This window comes from Streptomyces sp. NPDC002889, assembly GCF_042888425.1.
Lineage (GTDB): Bacteria > Actinomycetota > Actinomycetes > Streptomycetales > Streptomycetaceae > Streptomyces.
The window spans coordinates 1-17,197 of sequence record NZ_JBIAPT010000010.1 but is presented as its reverse complement, the minus strand read 5'-3'; the positions used below and the strand labels follow the sequence as shown (position 1 = coordinate 17,197).

The 17,197-nt window shown below is 70.0% G+C and carries 18 protein-coding genes and 1 pseudogene; 10 read left to right on the top strand and 9 right to left on the bottom strand.

Annotated elements, in window-relative coordinates; genetic code table 11:
* Positions 1-109 precede the first annotated feature (109 nt).
* Complete coding sequence (locus ACFYWI_RS16495) at positions 110-2,599, top strand: ThuA domain-containing protein (RefSeq protein ID WP_389231854.1); 2,490 nt, start codon at positions 110-112, stop codon at positions 2,597-2,599.
* 71 nt (positions 2,600-2,670) lie between these two features.
* Entirely contained in the window at positions 2,671-4,824 is a 2,154-nt protein-coding gene (locus ACFYWI_RS16490) for an OmpL47-type beta-barrel domain-containing protein (RefSeq protein ID WP_389232608.1), read from the top strand.
* Positions 4,825-4,926: 102 nt separating this feature from the next.
* On the opposite strand, the gene ligD is transcribed toward ACFYWI_RS16490, so the two are convergent.
* The gene (gene ligD / locus ACFYWI_RS16485; protein ID WP_389231851.1) at positions 4,927-5,970 is read right to left on the bottom strand and encodes a non-homologous end-joining DNA ligase; all 1,044 of its coding nucleotides are present in this window, start codon (positions 5,968-5,970) and stop codon (positions 4,927-4,929) included.
* Between the two features lie 52 nt (positions 5,971-6,022).
* On the opposite strand from ligD, the gene ACFYWI_RS16480 reads away from it, so the two are divergent.
* Both ACFYWI_RS16480 and ACFYWI_RS16475 read left to right on the top strand, forming a co-directional pair.
* A complete protein-coding gene (locus ACFYWI_RS16480; RefSeq protein ID WP_389231848.1) occupies positions 6,023-7,093 on the top strand; it encodes an ATP-dependent DNA ligase in 1,071 nt (356 codons plus the stop codon).
* A 753-nt stretch (positions 7,094-7,846) separates the two neighbouring features.
* On the top strand, positions 7,847-8,104 hold the full coding sequence (locus tag ACFYWI_RS16475; protein ID WP_389231845.1) for a hypothetical protein: 258 nt from the start codon (positions 7,847-7,849) through the stop codon (positions 8,102-8,104).
* A gap of 41 nt (positions 8,105-8,145) precedes the next feature.
* On the opposite strand, the gene ACFYWI_RS16470 is transcribed toward ACFYWI_RS16475, so the two are convergent.
* The 3 genes from ACFYWI_RS16470 to ACFYWI_RS16460 form a co-directional block, all read right to left on the bottom strand.
* A complete protein-coding gene (locus ACFYWI_RS16470) occupies positions 8,146-8,739 on the bottom strand; it encodes a DUF6434 domain-containing protein (protein WP_389231842.1) in 594 nt (197 codons plus the stop codon).
* 132 nt (positions 8,740-8,871) lie between these two features.
* Positions 8,872-9,225: a hypothetical protein gene (locus tag ACFYWI_RS16465; protein WP_389231839.1), complete on the bottom strand. Its 354-nt coding sequence runs from the start codon at positions 9,223-9,225 to the stop codon at positions 8,872-8,874.
* 83 nt (positions 9,226-9,308) lie between these two features.
* Positions 9,309-9,746 carry a YchJ family protein gene (locus tag ACFYWI_RS16460; protein WP_389231836.1) on the bottom strand — a complete coding sequence of 146 codons (438 nt, stop codon included), beginning with the start codon at positions 9,744-9,746 and terminating at the stop codon, positions 9,309-9,311.
* Between the two features lie 114 nt (positions 9,747-9,860).
* Here ACFYWI_RS16460 and ACFYWI_RS16455 point away from each other — a divergent pair, with 114 nt between their 5' ends.
* Together ACFYWI_RS16455 and ACFYWI_RS16450 are read left to right on the top strand one after the other, a co-directional pair.
* Complete coding sequence (locus ACFYWI_RS16455; protein ID WP_389231833.1) at positions 9,861-11,660, top strand: FAD-dependent oxidoreductase; 1,800 nt, start codon at positions 9,861-9,863, stop codon at positions 11,658-11,660.
* A gap of 30 nt (positions 11,661-11,690) precedes the next feature.
* Positions 11,691-13,037 carry a 6-phospho-beta-glucosidase gene (locus ACFYWI_RS16450; protein WP_389231830.1) on the top strand — a complete coding sequence of 449 codons (1,347 nt, stop codon included), beginning with the start codon at positions 11,691-11,693 and terminating at the stop codon, positions 13,035-13,037.
* A 45-nt stretch (positions 13,038-13,082) separates the two neighbouring features.
* On the opposite strand, the pseudogene ACFYWI_RS16445 reads toward ACFYWI_RS16450, so the two are convergent.
* Positions 13,083-13,328, bottom strand: a pseudogene (locus ACFYWI_RS16445) (transcriptional regulator); the annotation flags it as partial.
* On the opposite strand from ACFYWI_RS16445, the gene ACFYWI_RS16440 reads away from it, so the two are divergent.
* Positions 13,261-13,671 (top strand): LAETG motif-containing sortase-dependent surface protein, encoded by a 411-nt coding sequence (locus tag ACFYWI_RS16440; protein WP_389231827.1) that lies wholly within the window; start codon positions 13,261-13,263, stop codon positions 13,669-13,671. The pseudogene ACFYWI_RS16445 and the gene ACFYWI_RS16440 overlap by 68 nt on opposite strands.
* A 152-nt stretch (positions 13,672-13,823) precedes the next feature.
* Here ACFYWI_RS16440 and ACFYWI_RS16435 read toward each other — a convergent pair whose 3' ends face one another.
* From ACFYWI_RS16435 to ACFYWI_RS16425, 3 genes are all read right to left on the bottom strand, one after another.
* Positions 13,824-14,207 carry a VOC family protein gene (locus tag ACFYWI_RS16435; protein ID WP_389231824.1) on the bottom strand — a complete coding sequence of 128 codons (384 nt, stop codon included), beginning with the start codon at positions 14,205-14,207 and terminating at the stop codon, positions 13,824-13,826.
* A gap of 232 nt (positions 14,208-14,439) precedes the next feature.
* Positions 14,440-14,676 carry a DUF397 domain-containing protein gene (locus ACFYWI_RS16430; RefSeq protein WP_389231821.1) on the bottom strand — a complete coding sequence of 79 codons (237 nt, stop codon included), beginning with the start codon at positions 14,674-14,676 and terminating at the stop codon, positions 14,440-14,442.
* Positions 14,677-15,537 carry a helix-turn-helix domain-containing protein gene (locus ACFYWI_RS16425; RefSeq protein ID WP_389231818.1) on the bottom strand — a complete coding sequence of 287 codons (861 nt, stop codon included), beginning with the start codon at positions 15,535-15,537 and terminating at the stop codon, positions 14,677-14,679.
* A 128-nt stretch (positions 15,538-15,665) separates the two neighbouring features.
* Here ACFYWI_RS16425 and ACFYWI_RS16420 point away from each other — a divergent pair, with 128 nt between their 5' ends.
* The 3 genes from ACFYWI_RS16420 to ACFYWI_RS16410 all read left to right on the top strand — a co-directional run bounded on the left by ACFYWI_RS16420 (position 15,666) and on the right by ACFYWI_RS16410 (position 17,029).
* Positions 15,666-16,139 carry an ATP-binding protein gene (locus tag ACFYWI_RS16420; protein WP_389231815.1) on the top strand — a complete coding sequence of 158 codons (474 nt, stop codon included), beginning with the start codon at positions 15,666-15,668 and terminating at the stop codon, positions 16,137-16,139.
* A gap of 194 nt (positions 16,140-16,333) precedes the next feature.
* Positions 16,334-16,687, top strand: a complete 354-nt coding sequence (locus tag ACFYWI_RS16415) for a hypothetical protein (protein ID WP_389232605.1) — start codon at positions 16,334-16,336, stop codon at positions 16,685-16,687.
* A 48-nt stretch (positions 16,688-16,735) separates the two neighbouring features.
* A complete protein-coding gene (locus ACFYWI_RS16410; protein ID WP_389231812.1) occupies positions 16,736-17,029 on the top strand; it encodes a hypothetical protein in 294 nt (97 codons plus the stop codon).
* A 93-nt stretch (positions 17,030-17,122) separates the two neighbouring features.
* Here ACFYWI_RS16410 and ACFYWI_RS16405 read toward each other — a convergent pair.
* Positions 17,123-17,197: adenosylhomocysteinase (locus ACFYWI_RS16405; protein WP_389232602.1), on the bottom strand; the 75-nt coding region annotated here is incomplete at its 5' end.

The window sequence follows — 17,197 nt, the reverse complement described above, 5'->3', positions numbered from 1 at the left end:
CACGCTCAGGACAAAGTTTGTGCCATTGCGGTCATACCTATTGGCGAACCGCGAAAAGAGGTCTAGCTTCAGCGGCTGTTGTTGTGACCAAAGAGGGGTGGGTGACCACATGCAGCGCGCACCACATCACCGGTCGACAAAATCAAGGTCCCGAAAGGGCGTTCTGGCGGCGGTACTTGGCGTCGGCGCTCTGACGGCCTCCCTGCTGGGCGGGAACGTCGCCAGTGCCCGGCCCTATCCTGAACCACCGACAACGTTGTCTCTCCCTTCGCCGCCCGGTGGGGCGAATGTGAAGGTGCTCGTCTTCCATGCCTCGGCGACCGACGAGTCGCCGACCGTCAACGCCGGTATTGCGGCCATCGAGACGATCGGCCTGAGCGGGCCGGCCGCGGGCCGGTTCAGGACCGTGGCCACCGACGACCCTGCCGTCTTCACCAACGCCAGGCGGCTCGGCACGTTCAACGCAGTCGTGTTCCTGACGGGCGGCGGCGATGTTCTCGACCCGGAGCAGGAGGCCGGTCTCGAGTCGTATCTGGAGGCCGGCGGCGGCTTCGTCGGCATCCATGACGCCGCCCGCACCGAGCCGTACTCGGACTGGTTCACCGGACTGATCGGCGCCCGTCCGGCGGGGGCGGCGAGTGCGGTCCAGCGGGCGACGGTCGAGGTCGGCGACCGCCGGCACCCGGCCACCGCGTCGCTCCCCCTGCAGTGGAAGCGGCCCGACAGGTGGTTCAACTGGGCGGTGAACCCGTCCGGCAGCGTGCACACGGTCGCCCGGCTCAAGGAGAACTCCTACACTCCCGGCGCCGGCGCCAACGGCTGGGACCATCCGGTCTCCTGGTGCCGTGACTACGACGGCGGCCGGTCCTTCTACACCGGCATGGGCGGTACGGCCGACAGCTTCGGGGAGACGGACTTCCGCGACCACCTGCGCGGCGCACTGGCCTGGACGACGCGCCTCTCGCAGGCCGACTGCAAGGCGACGATCCATGCCAACTACACCGCCGAGCGCGTCACCCGGCCCAATCAGCCCGGACAGAACGACCAGATCGGCGAGCCGCACGGCCTGGTCGTCGCCCCCGACGGGCGGGTGCTGTACATAGGGCGCGGCGGCGCCGACTCGAGCAAGCCGGTCGTCACCGACTGGAACAGACCCGACATCGGCAAAGGCCAGGGCGAGATCCATGTCTATGACCCCAGGACCGAACAGGTCACCAAGGCAGGGGCCCTCACGGTCTTCGGCAACAAGGGCGGCGGCGACGAGCTGGTCAAGGTCGAGGAGGGGCTGCTCGGCATCGAGTTGGACCCGGACTTCATGACCAACGGCTGGGTGTACCTTCACTGGACACCGCACTCGCGGATCAACCGCGACAGCCATATGGCCGAGCGCCGGGTCTCCCGCTTCACGCTCGACCTCGCGACCGACAAACTGGATCTCGCCAGTGAGAAGGTGCTGCTCACGTGGCCGGTGCAGATCCACAGCTGCTGCCACGCGGGCGGCGGGATGGCCTGGGACTCGAAGGGCAATCTCTACATCGCCACCGGGGACAACAACTCCTCCGGATTCAGCGGCGGTTACTCAGGCAACAACCCGGAGCCCGACTTCAAGGGCGTCTCGTTCGCCGACGCGCGACGCACCGCCGGAAACACGAACAACCTCAATGGCAAGATCCTGCGCATCCACCCGGAGGACGACGGCAGCTACACGCTGCCGGCGGGCAATCTCTTCACCGGACAGGAGCCTGACGAGGGCGGCGGCAAGACCCGCGGCGAGATCTATGTGATGGGGGTGCGCAACCCGGCGCGCATCTTTGTCGACAAGGCCACCGACATCCTCTACGCGGGGTGGGTCGGCCCGGACGCCGGCTCCCCGTCGACCACCTGGGGCCCGGCCAAGTACGACACCTTCGCCGCGATCACCAAGGCGGGCAACCACGGCTGGCCGTACTGCATGGGCAACAAGCAGCCCTACCGCGACCGGAATCTGCCGGACCCGAGCAAGCCGCTCGGCTGGTACAACTGCGACGCCCCGAAGAACGAGTCGCCGAACAACGACGGTCTGGTGAACCTGCCGCCCATCACCTCCAACACCATCTGGTACTCGCCGCAGGGCGGCGGCGTCGACTACCCGCGCGACGCGGGCGGCGTCCCCAGCTACCGGACGGAGGAGCAGAAGCAGCTGCTGCCGTGGCTCAAGGGCGGCGGTCAGGCCACCATGAACGGCCCGGTCTACCGCTACGACGCGGCGAGCACCAGCACCGACAAGTGGCCGTCCTACTGGGACGGCAAGTGGTTCGTCGGTGACTTCTACGACGGCGACCAGCCGCGGCACGCGGTGCTCACCGACCCCAGGACGGTGGGCAAGGGCGGTATCCCGGTGCACGCCGAGTCACTGAAGAAGATCATCCCGGTGGGCTCCGCCGGCATCCGCAACCTCATGGACTGGAAGTTCGCCCCGGACGGCTCGCTGTACGTCCTGGACTACGGCCGCGGCTTCTTCACCTCCGACTCCGCGTCCGCGCTGTGGCGCGTCACCTACAAGGGCGGCGAGGCGACGCCGGCCGCGGACCAGCTGGCAAGGAAGGCGGCGGCACAGTGAAACGCGGACGGCTCAGGCAGCCGGGACACAGAACGGCGAGATTCTGGACGGCGCTGCTCGCCGCGGTGGGGATGGTCGTCGGGCTGACGTCCGCCACCGCGTACGGCACGACCGACAACGACCGGCGCACCGCGGCCGCCCAGGTACTGACCTGGACGGCGGGCGACCCCATCGACCGCTATCTGTCCTTCCCCACCACGGCGGTCGCGGGGACGACGACGATCGTGTTCGAGAACAGCAGGGCGACCGGCAACACCACCGGTATGCCGCACACGCTCACCTTCGACCTGTCCGACCCCGAGTACAACCACGACGTGCCGCTGAACATCCTGGCCAATCCGAGCGACGACATGGGCGGCAGGCACACCGCCGAGGTCACGCTCACACCCGGCCGGTACCTGTTCAAATGCACCATCCCCGGCCATGGCTCCATGCAGGGCGTGCTCACCGTCAGTGAGGGCGGAGGCGAGGACATCACCGCCCCGGAGACGACGGCGAAGGTCGAGGGCGAGAAGAACGCCGACGGCGCGTACATCGGCCAGGCCACGGTGACCGTGGGCGCGACCGACGTCGGCTCGGGTGTCGACAGGGTGGAGTACGCCGTGGGCGCGGACGGCCCCTGGCAGCCGTACACCACTCCGGTGGTAGTGGACCGGGTCGGCACCCACAGGATCCGCTACCGCGCGAGCGACAAGGCCGGCAACACCGCCGCTCAGAAGGCGGTCGACTTCGCCGTCGCCACCCCGCCGACGGACGACACCACAGCGCCCGAGACCTCGGCCACGGTCAGCGGGGAGAAGGACGAGCAGGGCCGGTACCTGGGGATGGCCACGGTCACCGTGACCGCTTCCGACACCGGCTCCGGCGTCAACACCATCGAGTACGCGACCGGGGCGGACGGCGCGTGGCAGCCGTACACCGCGCCGGTGATGGTGCACGGGACAGGGACGCACAAGGTCAGGTTCAAGGCGACCGACAAGGCGGGCAACGCGGCCGCCGAGAAGGCGGTCGACTTCGCGGTCGTCGCGCCTCCGGTGGAGGACAGGACGCCGCCTCGGACCACGGCCGGTGTCTCGGGCGAGAAGAACTCCGACGGCGCGTACATCACCAGCGCCAAGGTGACGGTGGTCGCCGCCGACACCGGCTCGGGGCTCGACAGGGTCGAGTACTCCCTCGACGGCGGCCCGTATCTCGCGTACACCACACCGGTGATCGTCGACCGGGTCGGCCACCACACGGTGCTGTACCGGGCGACGGACAAGGCCGGCAACACCTCCGAGGCGAAGAGCGCGTCGTTCGCCGTCGCCGGGGGCGGCGGGGTGCCGGCGCCCAACTGCCCCGAGTACGACGAGCGGTTGACGGTCATCGTGGGCACGGTGGACACCGGTGTGCCGAACCGGATGACCCGCAGTCGCTGCACCGTCAACGAGCTGATCGAGGACGAGAAGGACTGGTCCTCGCACGCCCTGTTCCTCAAGCATGTGGACACGGTGCTCGACAAGCTGCTCGCCGACGGTGTGGTCGACGGGCGTGAGCACAAGAAGATCTACCGGGCGGCCAGGCAGTCCGCCATCGGCAAGCCGGGCCGGACGGGCGGATACCGCGGCCTGTTCGACGGCACCCAGGAATCGTTCGCCAAGTGGCAGCACGTGGGCGGCGGTTCGTTCGGTCTCAATCCCGACGGGTCGATGACCAGCGGCACCACCAAGGGCGGTCTCGGCATGCTGTGGTTCCCGCAGCGGCAGTACGGGGACTTCTCGCTGAAGCTGCAGTGGCGGGACGACGCGCCCGGCACCGGCAACGCCAACAGCGGTGTCTTCGTGCGCTTCCCCTACGTCCACAACAACGCGGAGGAGTCCCGTCCCGAGTGGGTCGCCATCAAGTACGGCCACGAGGTGCAGGTCCTGGACCGGCCCGACGGCGACATGTACAAGACGGGTTCGGTCTACGGCTTCGACCGGGTCGGCCTCGGCGGCGTGGGCGTGACCCCGAAGGGCACCTGGAACGACTACGAGATCCGGGTGGAGGGCCAGCACTACTCGGTCCTGCGCAACGGCGTCCTGATCAACGAGTTCGACAACGCCCTTGGCCAGGTCTTCACCCCGCCGCGCGCCGACGACCCCGGCACCGACGGCCGGCGCTACGCCACCGGCTACATCGGCCTCCAGGTCCATGGGACGACGGATGTGATCTCGTACCGCAACATCCGTATCAAGGAGCTGTGATCCCCTCCCGGGGGTGAGCGCCCGGAGGATGCCGGCCGGCCCCACCGTCCACGGCGGTGGGGCTGCTGCCGTGGCCGTATCCGCGCCCCTGGTCCACCTGGTCTAGGAGTCTTCCGCGTCGCGCGCCGCGGGCTCCGCCGTCTTCTTCTTGGCGCGGCTGGGCTGGACGCGCTTGGGCTCGCCGGGCATCTTCGGGTACTCCGGGGGGTACGGCAGATCGCCGAGGCCGTGCTCCGCCTCGTCCTCGCGGGCGATTTCCAGCAGGCTCTCCAGGCTGAACCGGTGGTCGTCCATGTCCGCGTGGACATCGCCGACCTCCGCGTACCGGGCCGGCATCGACCTGATGTCGAAGTCCTCGGGCTCGACGTCGTCGATCTCCTCCCAGCGCAGTGGCGCCGAGACCGGGGCGTGCGGGCGGGGGCGTACGGAGTAGGCGGAGGCGATGGTGCGGTCGCGAGCCGTCTGATTGTAGTCGACAAAGATCCTTTTGCCGCGTTCCTCCTTCCACCATTTGATCGTCACGCGGTCCGGCATACGACGCTCCAGTTGCCGGCCGCAGGCAATCGCGGCGCGCCGGACCTGGGTGAAGGTCCAGCGCGGCTCGATGGGGACGAAGACGTGGAGTCCACGGCCTCCGGACGTCTTGGGCCAGCCGCGCAGTCCGGCTTCGTCGAGAACGGCGCGCAGCTCGTGGGCTGCGCGCACGGCGTCCGCGTAGTCGGTGCCGGGCTGCGGGTCCAGGTCGAGGCGCAGCTCGTCGGGGTGGTCGGTGTCGTCGCGGCGGACGGGCCACGGGTGGAAGGTGACGGCGCCGAGGTTGGCCGCCCAGATCACCGCGGCGGGTTCCGTCGGGCACATCTCGTCCGCGGACCGGCCGCTGGGGAAGGTGATGTGCGCGGTGGGAATCCAGTCGGGGAGGTACTTGGGTGCGCGCTTCTGGAAGAAGGACTCGCCGTTCACGCCGTCCGGATAGCGCTCCAGGGTGGTGGGGCGGTTGTACAGGGCCCGGGTGATGCCGTCGCCGACGGCGAGGTAGTAGCGGACCATGTCCAGCTTGGTGTAGCCGCGCTCGGGGAAGTACACCTTGTCGGGATTGGACACACGGACGGTCCGCTCCCCCACTTCCAGTTCCACCGCTCCGGCCATGCCCGCCAGCGTAGGCCGTGCCGAGATTCCCCGCATACCGGACAATCGCAGTATGGATCTGCCGGTGATGCCACCCGTGAAACCGATGCTCGCCAAGGCCGTGAAGAAGATCCCGCCCGGTATGCAGTACGAGGCCAAGTGGGACGGCTTCCGGGCGATCGTGCACCGCGACGGCGACGAGCTGGTCATCGGCTCCCGCACCGGCAAACCGCTGACCCGCTACTTTCCCGAGCTGGTCACCGAGCTGCTGGCCAATCTGCCGGACCGCTGTGTGGTGGACGGGGAGATCGTCATCGCCCATGAGGGACGTCTCGACTTCGACCGGCTCACCGAACGCATCCATCCGGCCGACTCACGGGTGCGGATGCTCGCCGGGCGGACACCGGCGAGCTTCATCGCCTTCGATGTGCTCGCGTTCGGCGACAAGGCCCTGCTGGACACCCCCCTGTCCGACCGGCGGGCGGTGCTCACCGAGGCCCTGGCCGGGGCGCGCCCGCCGATCCATCTGGCCCCGGCGACGACGGACGCCGCGCTCGCCCAGGAGTGGTTCGAGCAGTACGAGGGGGCAGGGCTCGACGGAATCATCGCCAAGCCGCTCGATCTGCCGTACCGGCCGGATGCCCGGCTGATGTTCAAGGTCAAGCACGAGCGGACCGCCGATGTGGTCGTGGCGGGCTATCGCCTCCACAAGAGCGGGCCGGTCGTCGGCTCGCTGCTGCTGGGCCTGTACGACCGCTCCGGCGCCCTCCAGCATGTGGGCGTGTGCGCCGCGTTCTCGATGAAGCGGCGGGAGGAACTGGTCGAGGAGCTGGAGCCGCTGCGGATGGATACGCCGGAAGGTCATCCCTGGGCGGCGTGGGCGGAGGAGGGCGCGCATGACAGTGCCCGGCTGCCGGGCGCGCCGAGCCGCTGGTCGGGCAAGAAGGATCTGTCGTGGGTGGCGCTGCGGCCCGAGCGGGTGGTCGAGGTGGCCTATGACCACATGGAGGGCGACCGGTTCCGGCACACAGCGCAGTTCCGGCGCTGGCGGCCCGACCGGGACCCCTCCGACTGCGGGTACGCGCAGCTGGAGGAGCCCTTGCGGTACGACCTGTCCGAGGTGCTGTCCGGTCCCGGGAGGTGAGCAGGTGCCGTGCACCGTTGCTCCTGGTCGGCGCGGTGCGCGCGGATGCCGGGGAAGGCACCACGGCCGATCTTCTCCTCGGTCGCCCTCTCGTGTGACGGTGGACACAATCTCGGCGTGCTGCCGGCTCCGGGCGGCCAGGGGGCGGGCTCGCCGCCCCTGAGGATTCCTCGACCTGACGGGCGGCGGAGGATGTGGCGTGGATCGGGACGCTCTTGCACTCCGTCCCGCCTATACGGCGAGGTCGAGGACGGTCCGCTCGTGGGGGGTGTGGTCATGAACGCGACCGGGCCACCCGGAGCCGGCGCCGCTGCGATCAACACTCCTGCCGTCGCGGCGACTTGGCGGCCACGCGCGAAGGCGGTGAAGGGCTGCCCGCCACCGTCGTCGCCCGTGGCGCCGGGGGCCACCGGTTCGGGAGAGTCGTCGGCGTTCGCGTAAGGTATGTCGGCGGTGCTGCCACCGGCAGCCGGCCGGGCGAGGCGTGCGGTACGCGCCTCTCGTACGACACCGGACCCCCTGAGCAGTTCGATCGGGACGCGATCGGCGAGATCGCTGTGCCGTTTCGCCCTTTTCAGACCCCCGCGTACATCCAGGTCGGCTCCTGTTCTCCCGCGTCAAGAGAAATCAACGGGCGATCCGGAAACGGGTGATCCGAAACGGTTGCCGCACGGAGACATCCCCGCCGACAAACCCGGAAGCCTCTCCGATAGCAATGGAGGGGTGGAGCAGAGAAGCAGACAAGGACATCACGTGACCGCCTCCCCCCTCATCCCCGTGCCGATCCCCGATCGCGTCGCCGTGCTGATCGGCTCCTGCATGCCGGCGCATGTGCTGCAGGCGGAGATCGAGGCAGAGTGCGCCGCACGTGAGGTGTACCGCTTCCGCGGGCCGCTGTGTGCCGAGGACCGGGCGGACCGGGAGCACGCGCTGTCCGTGCTGGCGAGGGCGAACAAGGTACTGGCCGCATACAACCCGCGACTGACGGTGAGGCCGGGCCGGGCCTGGTGACCGCGCACACGCACGCGTCGGCAGACCGGCTGCCGCCTGGCTCACCTTCCTGAATCGTCCGGCCGTTCCCGGTTCCTGGGCCTCGCCCGGTGCTCCCGCCAGGCGTCCAGCGCCTCGGCGCGCGTACCCGACGGATGCCCGGCATGCCATTTCCGCACAAAGCGGTTGAACTCGAACTGCGCGCCGACCTCCTGCGGCCCTGCCGCCGCCTCCCGCGTGTCGTGCCAGTGCCGTACGGCCTCGCCCAGGGTCCGTCCCGCGCCATCGGCGATGAACGCGCGCATGAAGGCGTCGAAGTGGAACGCCGGGCCGATCTCCCGAGCGAAGTAGGCCCGGAGCACCTGGCTGCAGCGCTGCCCCTCGGGAATCACCGTGCCCGCGCCGACCGGCGCGGCGAGCTGTGCGGCGGCTCGGGGACGGCGGGCGGGCACGGCCCGCACCATGACCGGCAGAGGCGCCCCGTCGAGTGCGGCCGCGAGCCGCGCCGTCAGTGCCGCTTTGCCTCCGGTGGCCGGCACTCGCATCGACCGGGCCAGCCGGGTCAGTTCGGCCAGCGTCCAGTACCAGCGCAGCAGCTCGGAACCCGGCAGGGCTGCGGTCAGCAGCGGGCGGGTCTCCCCCATATTCGCACTCACGTTCCCATTCTCGCTCGTCGGCGCCGCCGACCACGCCACACCTCTCAGAACCCGGCCGGCTGGACCGCAGCACCCGTGGCGTGCGGCGCGACGCACCGCGTAACCCTCTCGGGGCCACGCGGCGGCGCCGGCTCAGTGGAACTCGTGGACGACGTCGATCGTGCCGACGATGTGCGCGTTGAAGTCGTCGAGCTCCTCGGCCGGTACCCACAGTTCGAGAATCGTCCGTCCACCGGCCTGCTGGACGGGGTAGCGGGCCACGAAGCCGGACTCGACCTCGAAGCGGGTGACGAAGCCGGCCCCGTCGTACCGCACGTTCCAGTCCCTCGCGATCCTGATCGCGTAGTCCTCGTTGACCACCGGATAGAAGATCGGCTGTTCCGGAAGCCGCGGGGGCCAGGCACGCCACTCCAACTCCCGGACCAGCTCGAGCTCCTTGGGGCCCGTCGGGCGCCACAGGGTTGTCGTCGCGAGGCGGCTGTTCATGGGCAGGTATCGCTCTCCGGGCAGGTACGGCTGGTCAGGAGATCGGACGGTATCCGTGCCGTGGGCCGAGCGGCCACTGCGTTTCACTCCACGAACGTGCCGTCCACGTACACCCACGCCCCGTTCTGCCGCGCGAAGTTGCTGCGCTCGTGCAGCTCGCCCCGCTGGCCGTGGTGGCGGTAGCGGGCCCGGAAGGTGACGGTGCCGGTCGAGTGGAACGCGCTGCCGTCCCTCACGTCCACGATCTCCAGACCCGTCCAGTGCATCCCCGGGTCGAGGTCGAGATGGCGGGGCCTGGTGGACGCATGCCAGGTCTTCAGCAGATACGCCACGTCCTGGACGGCGAAGGCGCTGTAGCGGGAACGCATCAGCCGCTCGGCGGTGGGGGCGGACTCCTCGCCGCTGTGGAAGCGGCCGCAGCACTCACCGTAGGTCGCGGGCAACCCGCACGGGCACGGCGATTCGGCGGTGAGGGCGGGAGCGGCAGTGTGCTGCTTCGGGCGTGAGATGCGTCGGGCCATGAGTCCATTTTCCAGCCATTGCACGAATGGGCCCGCGGCGCGCTTCCGGGTCACGGGGCTTCTCCGTATGCTCCTGCGCCGGACGCGACAGTTACCGTCGGTAAGGGGATGGGGATGGACCGGTCGAGCACCTCACGACGCACCTTCATGGCGGGGGCTGCCGCGGTCGGCGGGACCGCCGCACTGGCCACGGCCGGGGCGGCCGGTACCGCGGCCGCGGCCGCGGCCGCGAGACCGGCAGCCGGTGGAGCGGCGGCCGCACAGTCCGTCGCCGTGCTCGGCGGCGGCGTCGCCGGGCTGACCGCCGCGCACGAGCTGGCCGAGCGGGGCTTCAGTGTCACCGTGTACGAGCGCCGGGCGCTGGGCGGCAAGGCCCGCAGCATGGATGTTCCGGGCAGCGGAAAAGGCGGCCGTCGGCCCTTACCCGCCGAGCACGGCTTCCGTTTCATCCCCGGCATCTACCACAACCTGCCGGACACCATGCGGCGCATCCCGTTTCCCGGAAACGCCAACGGCGTCTGGGACAACCTGGTGGCCCCCTCCGAGATGTCCTTCGCCCGCACCGGTCGCGAGGATCTACGGCTGCCTCTCCCCTGGCCCGGGCACAAACCGGCCGACCTCACCCTCGACGACATCCGCCGGGCGCTGACCGGTCTGCTTCAGACGCTGCACGGCATACCGCCCCATGAGGCGGCCTACTTCGTCAACCGCGTCCTGGTCTTTCTCACCAGCTGCGACGAGCGGCGCGACCGGAAGTGGGAGCACACGCCCTGGTGGGACTTCGTCAGGGCCGGGCAGATGAGCCACGACTACCAGCGCATCCTGGCCGTCGGCGTCACCCGCAACATCGTCGCGACCAAGGCCGAGGAGGCCAGCACCCGCACGGTCGCCGCACTGCTCGAGGCGTTCCTGTTCAATGCGATGGGCCGGGGCGCCGACGGCCCCCTGGACCGTATCCTCAACGCCCCCACCAACGAAGCCTGGATCGACCCCTGGGTGAAGCATCTGCGGGCGCTGGGCGTGGACTTCCGCGTCGGCTGGACCGTACGTCAGGTCACGTACGGCGGCGGAAGGGCCACGAGCACCGTCATCGATGACCCGCAGGGCGTGCGCTCCTCGGTGAGTGCCCACCACTACGTCTGCGCGATGCCCGTCGAGCATGCACGGCGGACATGGAGTCCGCAGCTGCGGGCGGCCGACCCGCAGCTCGCGCGGTGCGACAAACTGGAGACGGACTGGATGACGGGCATACAGTTCTATCTGACCGAGAGCGCACCGCTGCTCCATGGACACTTCAACTGCATCGACTCGCCCTGGTCCCTGACTGCCATTCAGCAGGCACCGCACTGGCCTGGCAAGGACTTCGCCACCGACTACGGCGACGGCGACGCGGTCGACTGCCTCTCCGTGGACATCTCCGAATGGGACCGGCCCGGGATCCTGTACGGCAGGACCGCGAAGCAGTGCACCCGCACCGAGGTCGCGCGGGAGGTGTGGGCCCAGCTGAAGGCGGCCGTGAACGACACCGGCAAGACCGTGCTCAAGGACAGCGCCCTGCACTCCTGGTACCTCGATCCGGGCGTCGACGGCCTCGGCACCCCGAACCCCACCAACGACGACGAGCTGCTCATCCACCCGGTGGGCACGTTCCACAACCGACCGCGCGCCGCGACGGCGATCCCCAACTTCTTCCTGGCCGGCGACTACGTGTCCGTCGACATCGATCTGGCGACGATGGAGGGCGCCAACGCCTCCGCGCGCGCCGCCGTCAACGCACTGCTGGACCGCACCGGCTCGGCGGCCGCCCGCTGCACGATCACCCCGCTGTTCCGCGCCCCGGAGATCGAGGTCCTCAAGCGTCACGACCGCACCCGGTACCGGCTGGGGCTGCGCAACGCCCTCGACCTGGGCTGACCGGCGTAAGGCCCCGAGTAGCGTACGGGCATGAAGCTCACGATTCTCGGCGGCGGCGGATTCAGGGTGCCCCTTGTGTACGGGGCGCTGCTCGGTGACCGCCGTGAGGGCCGGGTCACCCGGGTCACGCTGCACGATGTGGACGGCGACCGGCTGGACGCGGTGGCCCGGGTGCTCATGGAGCAGGCGGCCGCGGACCCGGACGCGCCCGAGGTGGCCGTGACCCGTGATCTGGACGAGGCCGTACGCGGTGCGGACTTCGTGTTCTCGGCGGTCCGGGTGGGCGGCCTGGCGGGGCGTGCGGCCGACGAGCGGATCGCGCTCGCCGAGGGCGTGCTCGGGCAGGAGACCGTGGGCGCGGGCGGCATCGCGTACGGGCTGCGTACGGTCCCGGTGGCCGTGGACATCGCGCGCCGGGTCGCCGCGCTCGCGCCCGACGCGTGGGTCATCAACTTCACCAACCCGGCGGGACTGGTCACCGAGGCGATGAGCCGGGTCCTGGGCGACCGGGTCATCGGCATCTGCGACTCTCCGGTCGGGCTCGGGCGCCGGGTCGCCAAGGTGCTGGGCGCCGACCCGACGACGGCGTGGATCGACTATGTGGGCCTCAACCACCTTGGCTGGCTAAGGGGGTTGCGTGTCGGCGGGCGCGACGAGCTGCCACGGCTGCTCGCGGACACCGAGGCCCTGGGCTCCTTCGAGGAGGGCAGGCTCTTCGGGCCCGAGTGGCTGCGGTCGCTGGGCGCGGTGCCCAACGAGTACCTGCACTACTACTACTTCAACCGCGAGACGGTACGCGCGTACCAGAAGGCGGAGCAGACCCGGGGCGCATTCCTGGAGGCCCAACAGGCCGGATTCTACGAGAGGATGAAGCACCCCGGAACGCCCGCGCTGGGTACCTGGCGCCGTACTCTCGCCGAGCGCGAGGCAACCTACATGGCCGCCAACCGCGAGGCCGCCGGCGTCGGCGAGCGCGACGAGGGCGACCTGGAGTCGGGCGGGTACGAGAAGGTGGCCCTCGCCCTGATGCGGGCCGTCGCCCGCGACCAGCGCACCACGCTGATCCTCAATGTCCGCAACCGGGGCACCCTCTCGGCACTGGACGCGGACGCCGTGATCGAGGTGCCCTGTCTCGTGGACGCGAACGGTGCGCATCCGGTCGCGGTGGACCCGTTGCCCTTTCACGCGTCCGGGCTCGTGACCTCGGTCAAGGCCGTCGAACGCGAGGTGCTGGCCGCGGCCGGGAGCGGTTCGCGGGCGAGCGCGGTCAAGGCCTTCGCGCTGCATCCGCTGGTCGACTCGGTGAGCGTGGCGCGGCGGCTGCTCGACGCGTACCGGGCCGAGCATCCCTCTCTGGCGTATCTGAACCGGCCCTGAGGACCGGTCTGCGCGGGTCGGGCTGCGCCGCGCCGTGGCCCGGCTTCAGCCGGAGACCGCTTGCAGTGCCCCGGGGCGGCGGCCGGTGAGGCCGTCGAGCGCGGCGACCGTGGTGTCGTCGGCGGGAAGGTGGACGACCAGGCGTTGATCGTCGTCGGCGGGCAGTTCCAGCGTCTCGTACGCGAGCCGCAGCTCGCCCGCCTCCGGGTGGACCAGCCGGGTGATGCCGGCGGACTTCGGCAGGCTCGGCACGGTCCGGGCCCGGTCGGCGAAGGCAGCGCCCGCGGTGACTTCCGCCCGCGACACTGACACGTCCTACCCGGGCGGCAACGGCGCAGGGAAGAACGACAACGGCGGCGGCACCCCCGACCCCACCCCGACACCGACCGACCCCGGCAAGCCCGACCCGACCCCGACCGACCCGGGCGAGACCGACCCTGGCAAGCCCGACCCGACCGTCACCAACCACACCGACCCGGGCGAGACCGGCGACAACAAGCCCGACCCGGACGGCGACCTCGCCGACACCGGCAGCGACACCCCCATCAGCCTGATCGCCGGCATCGCCGCCGCGGCGGTGGCCGCCGGCGCGGGCCTCGTCCGGTGGAAGCGACGCCGGAACGCCGAAGGCTGACCGGAAGAACACCCGCAGGAAGGGCAGGGGGTCTTCCGTTCCGGGAGACCCCCATGGCCCGACGCGAGACGGATCACATGATCCGCCGGACAGGCCGTAGCACTGCAGCGGCACTTCGCGGGGCTGACGCCGGGTTCGAGCAAGGGCTGACGTCAAGGGGACAATGCGGCCCGCTCGGATTCGGCCAGCAATATGCAGAACTCGTTGCCCTCCGGGTCGGCGAGAACGACCCAGCCCCATCCGTCGGGCTTGCGGCGATCGGCGACCAGGGAGGCGCCCAGCTTCAGCAGCCGCTCGACCTCTGTGTCCCTCGAGGTGTCGGGGCGCAGGCACAGATGGAGCCTGTTCTTGGCCGACTTCGGCTCCTGCACCTCGTTGAAATGCAAGGCCGGGCCGCCGGGCAGCATGATCTCGGTCTCGTCATCACCCGGTTCGTCCTCGGGATCCAGCGGGTGTCCGGTCACCTCGCTCCAGAACCGCGCCAGTTGGTAGGCGTTTGCACAGTCGATCGCTATGTTCGTCACCGCTGAGGCCATGCGCGCGATCATGTCCGAGTGGCGCCCCGCCCGCCACCGGAATATGGGCCGCACTCGCGGCATTGTGTTGCAGGCGCGGTACGACAAGCTCGGCACGCCGCGTGTGGTGCCCCGGGACGATGCGACGCCGGACCACGGCACCCCGCCATCGAGTAGCGGACCGTCGACTGGGCCGGAAACGGCGGCGAGCCGATGAAGTTCCTGGAGACACTGTTCCCCCCGCGGCAACAGGTCAGTTGACCAGGAAATCCGCCTTGCCCGACTTCGCGCCCTGGATGAAGGCGGCGATCTCGCCGGACGTGTAGATCAGTGCGGGGCCGTCGGGATCGGCGGACTGGCGTACCGCGACCCGGCCGTCGGCCAGCTTCATGGTCTCGACGCAGTTGCCGCCGTTGCCGCCGCTCCACGGTTTGTGCCAGCCCTCGTCACCCAGTTCGGCGGCGGGCATGCCGTTGTATATGTGATCCATTCACAGCTCCTTGCGGAGATCCCGGAGAATCTCCTTCGTGCGGTGCGCAGTCGCAGCCTGGGCCGCCATACGGTCCATGACCTCGAGGTGCGTGGCGACCTCGGGGCGGGCGTCCAGATAGACGGCGCCGGTCAGGTACTCGCTGTAGACCATGTCGGGGAGCTCTGGGACAGCGAACCGGAAGAGCACGAACGGTCCGTAGGTGCCCGGGTGGTGCCCGGTCCTGAACTCCGCCATCTGCAAGGTCACATGAGGCAGCTCGGCGCCCTCGAGCAGCTTGTCGATCTGCGCCTTCATCACACCGGCCCCGCCGACGGGACGGCGCAGCACCGTCTCGTCCACGATCACCCAGAACCTGGGCGCGTCCGGACGGGTCAGCAGGTTCTGCCGCTCCATCCGCAGGGCCACATGCCGCTCGATCTCCTCCTCTTCGGTGTGGCCGATGGCTCCGCCGAGCATGATCGCGCGGGCGTAGTCCTCGGTCTGCAGCAGGCCGGGCACGAACTGCGGTTCATACGCACGGATGAGGCTCGCCGCACCCTCCAGGCTGACGTACATGCTGAACCAGCCCGGCAGTACGTCGTGGAAGCGCTGCCACCACCCGGGCTTGTTGGCCTCTTCGGCCAGTTCCAGGAACCCGCGGGCCTCCTCGTCCGCTATCCCGTAAGCGGCGAGCAGCAGTTGTACATACGGGATCTTCAGCGCGACCTCGGCGGTCTCCATCCTGCGGATGGTGCCGGGGGCGACGCGCAGGACCTTTGCCGCTTCCTCGCGCTTGAGACCGGCACGCTCCCGCAGATCCTGCAGGCGCTTGCCGAGAACCACCTGGCCCACGGTGGGGGCGGAGCGCGGTTCACTCACTTCTGGATCCTCCCCACGTGCTCTGTTGCGAGCAGTGTGCCACGGCCCTACAACCATGAATATGCTCCACTCTGTATTTTTCATAGTGGGCCTTGCCAAGGTGTGTGGTGCAGCGGGAGAGTGGTCGCGTGAACCGTGACGCGCTCACTGCCCAGCTCCTGGACCCCCACTCGGGAACCGACCTCAACCGGTACCGCTTCGAGCTGCCGGCGCGCGTCGAATTCGTCTCACATGCCCGAAAACTGACGGCTGGGCAGCTGGACTGCTGGGACATCGGCGGAGATACCTACGACACCGCGCTGCTCGTCGTCTCCGAGCTCGTCACGAACGCGGTGGTGCACACCGAGGGCCATCTGGTCGCCTGCGAACTCCACAACGACGACCGGGTTCTGCGCATCACCGTGCAGGACCAGGGATCGGCCCCCACCGGACCACGGGTGTGCCGTGTCGCCCAGGAGGGCTGTGCGGTCGAGGAGGAGCGTGGACGCGGGCTGCTGCTGGTGGAGGCCGTCAGCAGCGCCTGGGGGACGTACGACTGTGAGCGTGGCACCGGCCGTATCGTCTGGGCGGAACTGCCCCGCAACGCGGGTTGGACGTGCTGAGGAACCTGGCGGCGCTTCTCACACGGAGCGGACGCCAAGAGGACGCCGCCAGGGGTGACGGGGCACCCCGGGGCGCGGCGGGCACGTTCGGTGCGAGAACGTTCGCTGCGGGCACGACCGCGGCGAGCACGACCGGTGCGCTCACGGCCGGTCGGCCCGCTGTCGGCGCGGTCAGGGGCGCCGACAGCGGGCTCATCCGGCTCGTCGTGCCGGCCGGGCTGCCCCTCACCCTCGGCTGCGACGCCGTGGGCGTCCCCGCGCGCTACGGATTGCGGCTTCTCGCACGGCTGCCGCGCAACGGCTGTGTCTACGCCGACAGCCACTGGTGGTGGTGGATCGTACCGGCCGGCTCGGACGTCGGTCTGACCTGGCCGCTGCCGTCCCACTACGCCCGCGGGGCGCGGGTGCCCGCCACCAGTCCCCGGCTCGTCGGCCGGCCCGACACCTCCAGCGCGTACACCCCGCCGATCCCCCTGTATCTGATGGCCTGCCAGCTGACCGGCACCACACCGCTGTGGTCGGCCGGCGTCCGCACGGGCCGGCCATGACCGGGGTTGTCCGACCCGCGGCAGCGGACGAAGGCTAGGCTTCCGGGCATGTCAGAAGCCAACACGAGCCCGGAGCGGCAGGGGCTCACACCACGTCAGGCACGCCACGTACGCATTGCGCTCTCCGCCGCGATCATGATCGCGGTGGCGGTCACTCTGGTACTGCGGCTGGGCAGCACGCACTCGGTGCTCACCCTGGGCTTCTACGGCATCGCGCTGATCCTCTCGGGCAGCGCTCTGGTACTCAGCCGGGTGGGGCGTACACGCGTGGCCTCGGCCGTGCTCGGCGTCGGCGTCGCGGTGGCGATCGTCGCGGAGTGGGCCATCGCCGCACTGCGCTGACCCGTACGAAGAACCGGTGCGAAGGACAGGGGCAGGCCCCCGCCCGGGGGATGTGGCGAGGGCCTGGTCTCTGGGTGGATCGGCGGCGGTGGGTCAGTAGCGGTAGTGGTCGGGCTTGTACGGGCCCTCGACGTCGACACCGATGTACGCCGCCTGCTCCGGGCGCAG

What these genes read in the sequence shown, in the direction of transcription:
- ACFYWI_RS16465 (WP_389231839.1), bottom strand. Translation starts at nt 9,225, where the DNA reads ATGAACAGCCGCCTCGCGACGACAACCCTGTGGCGCCCGACGGGCCCC.
- ACFYWI_RS16490 (WP_389232608.1), top strand. Translation starts at nt 2,671, where the DNA reads ATGGTCGTCGGGCTGACGTCCGCCACCGCGTACGGCACGACCGACAAC.
- ACFYWI_RS16410 (WP_389231812.1), top strand. Translation starts at nt 16,736, where the DNA reads ATGTCAGAAGCCAACACGAGCCCGGAGCGGCAGGGGCTCACACCACGT.
- ACFYWI_RS16440 (WP_389231827.1), top strand. Translation starts at nt 13,261, where the DNA reads ATGCCGGCGGACTTCGGCAGGCTCGGCACGGTCCGGGCCCGGTCGGCG.
- ACFYWI_RS16435 (WP_389231824.1), bottom strand. Translation starts at nt 14,207, where the DNA reads ATGGCCTCAGCGGTGACGAACATAGCGATCGACTGTGCAAACGCCTAC.
- ACFYWI_RS16430 (WP_389231821.1), bottom strand. Translation starts at nt 14,676, where the DNA reads ATGGATCACATATACAACGGCATGCCCGCCGCCGAACTGGGTGACGAG.
- ACFYWI_RS16450 (WP_389231830.1), top strand. Translation starts at nt 11,691, where the DNA reads ATGAAGCTCACGATTCTCGGCGGCGGCGGATTCAGGGTGCCCCTTGTG.
- ACFYWI_RS16495 (WP_389231854.1), top strand. Translation starts at nt 110, where the DNA reads ATGCAGCGCGCACCACATCACCGGTCGACAAAATCAAGGTCCCGAAAG.
- ACFYWI_RS16480 (WP_389231848.1), top strand. Translation starts at nt 6,023, where the DNA reads ATGGATCTGCCGGTGATGCCACCCGTGAAACCGATGCTCGCCAAGGCC.
- ligD (WP_389231851.1), bottom strand. Translation starts at nt 5,970, where the DNA reads ATGGCCGGAGCGGTGGAACTGGAAGTGGGGGAGCGGACCGTCCGTGTG.
- ACFYWI_RS16460 (WP_389231836.1), bottom strand. Translation starts at nt 9,746, where the DNA reads ATGGCCCGACGCATCTCACGCCCGAAGCAGCACACTGCCGCTCCCGCC.
- ACFYWI_RS16455 (WP_389231833.1), top strand. Translation starts at nt 9,861, where the DNA reads ATGGACCGGTCGAGCACCTCACGACGCACCTTCATGGCGGGGGCTGCC.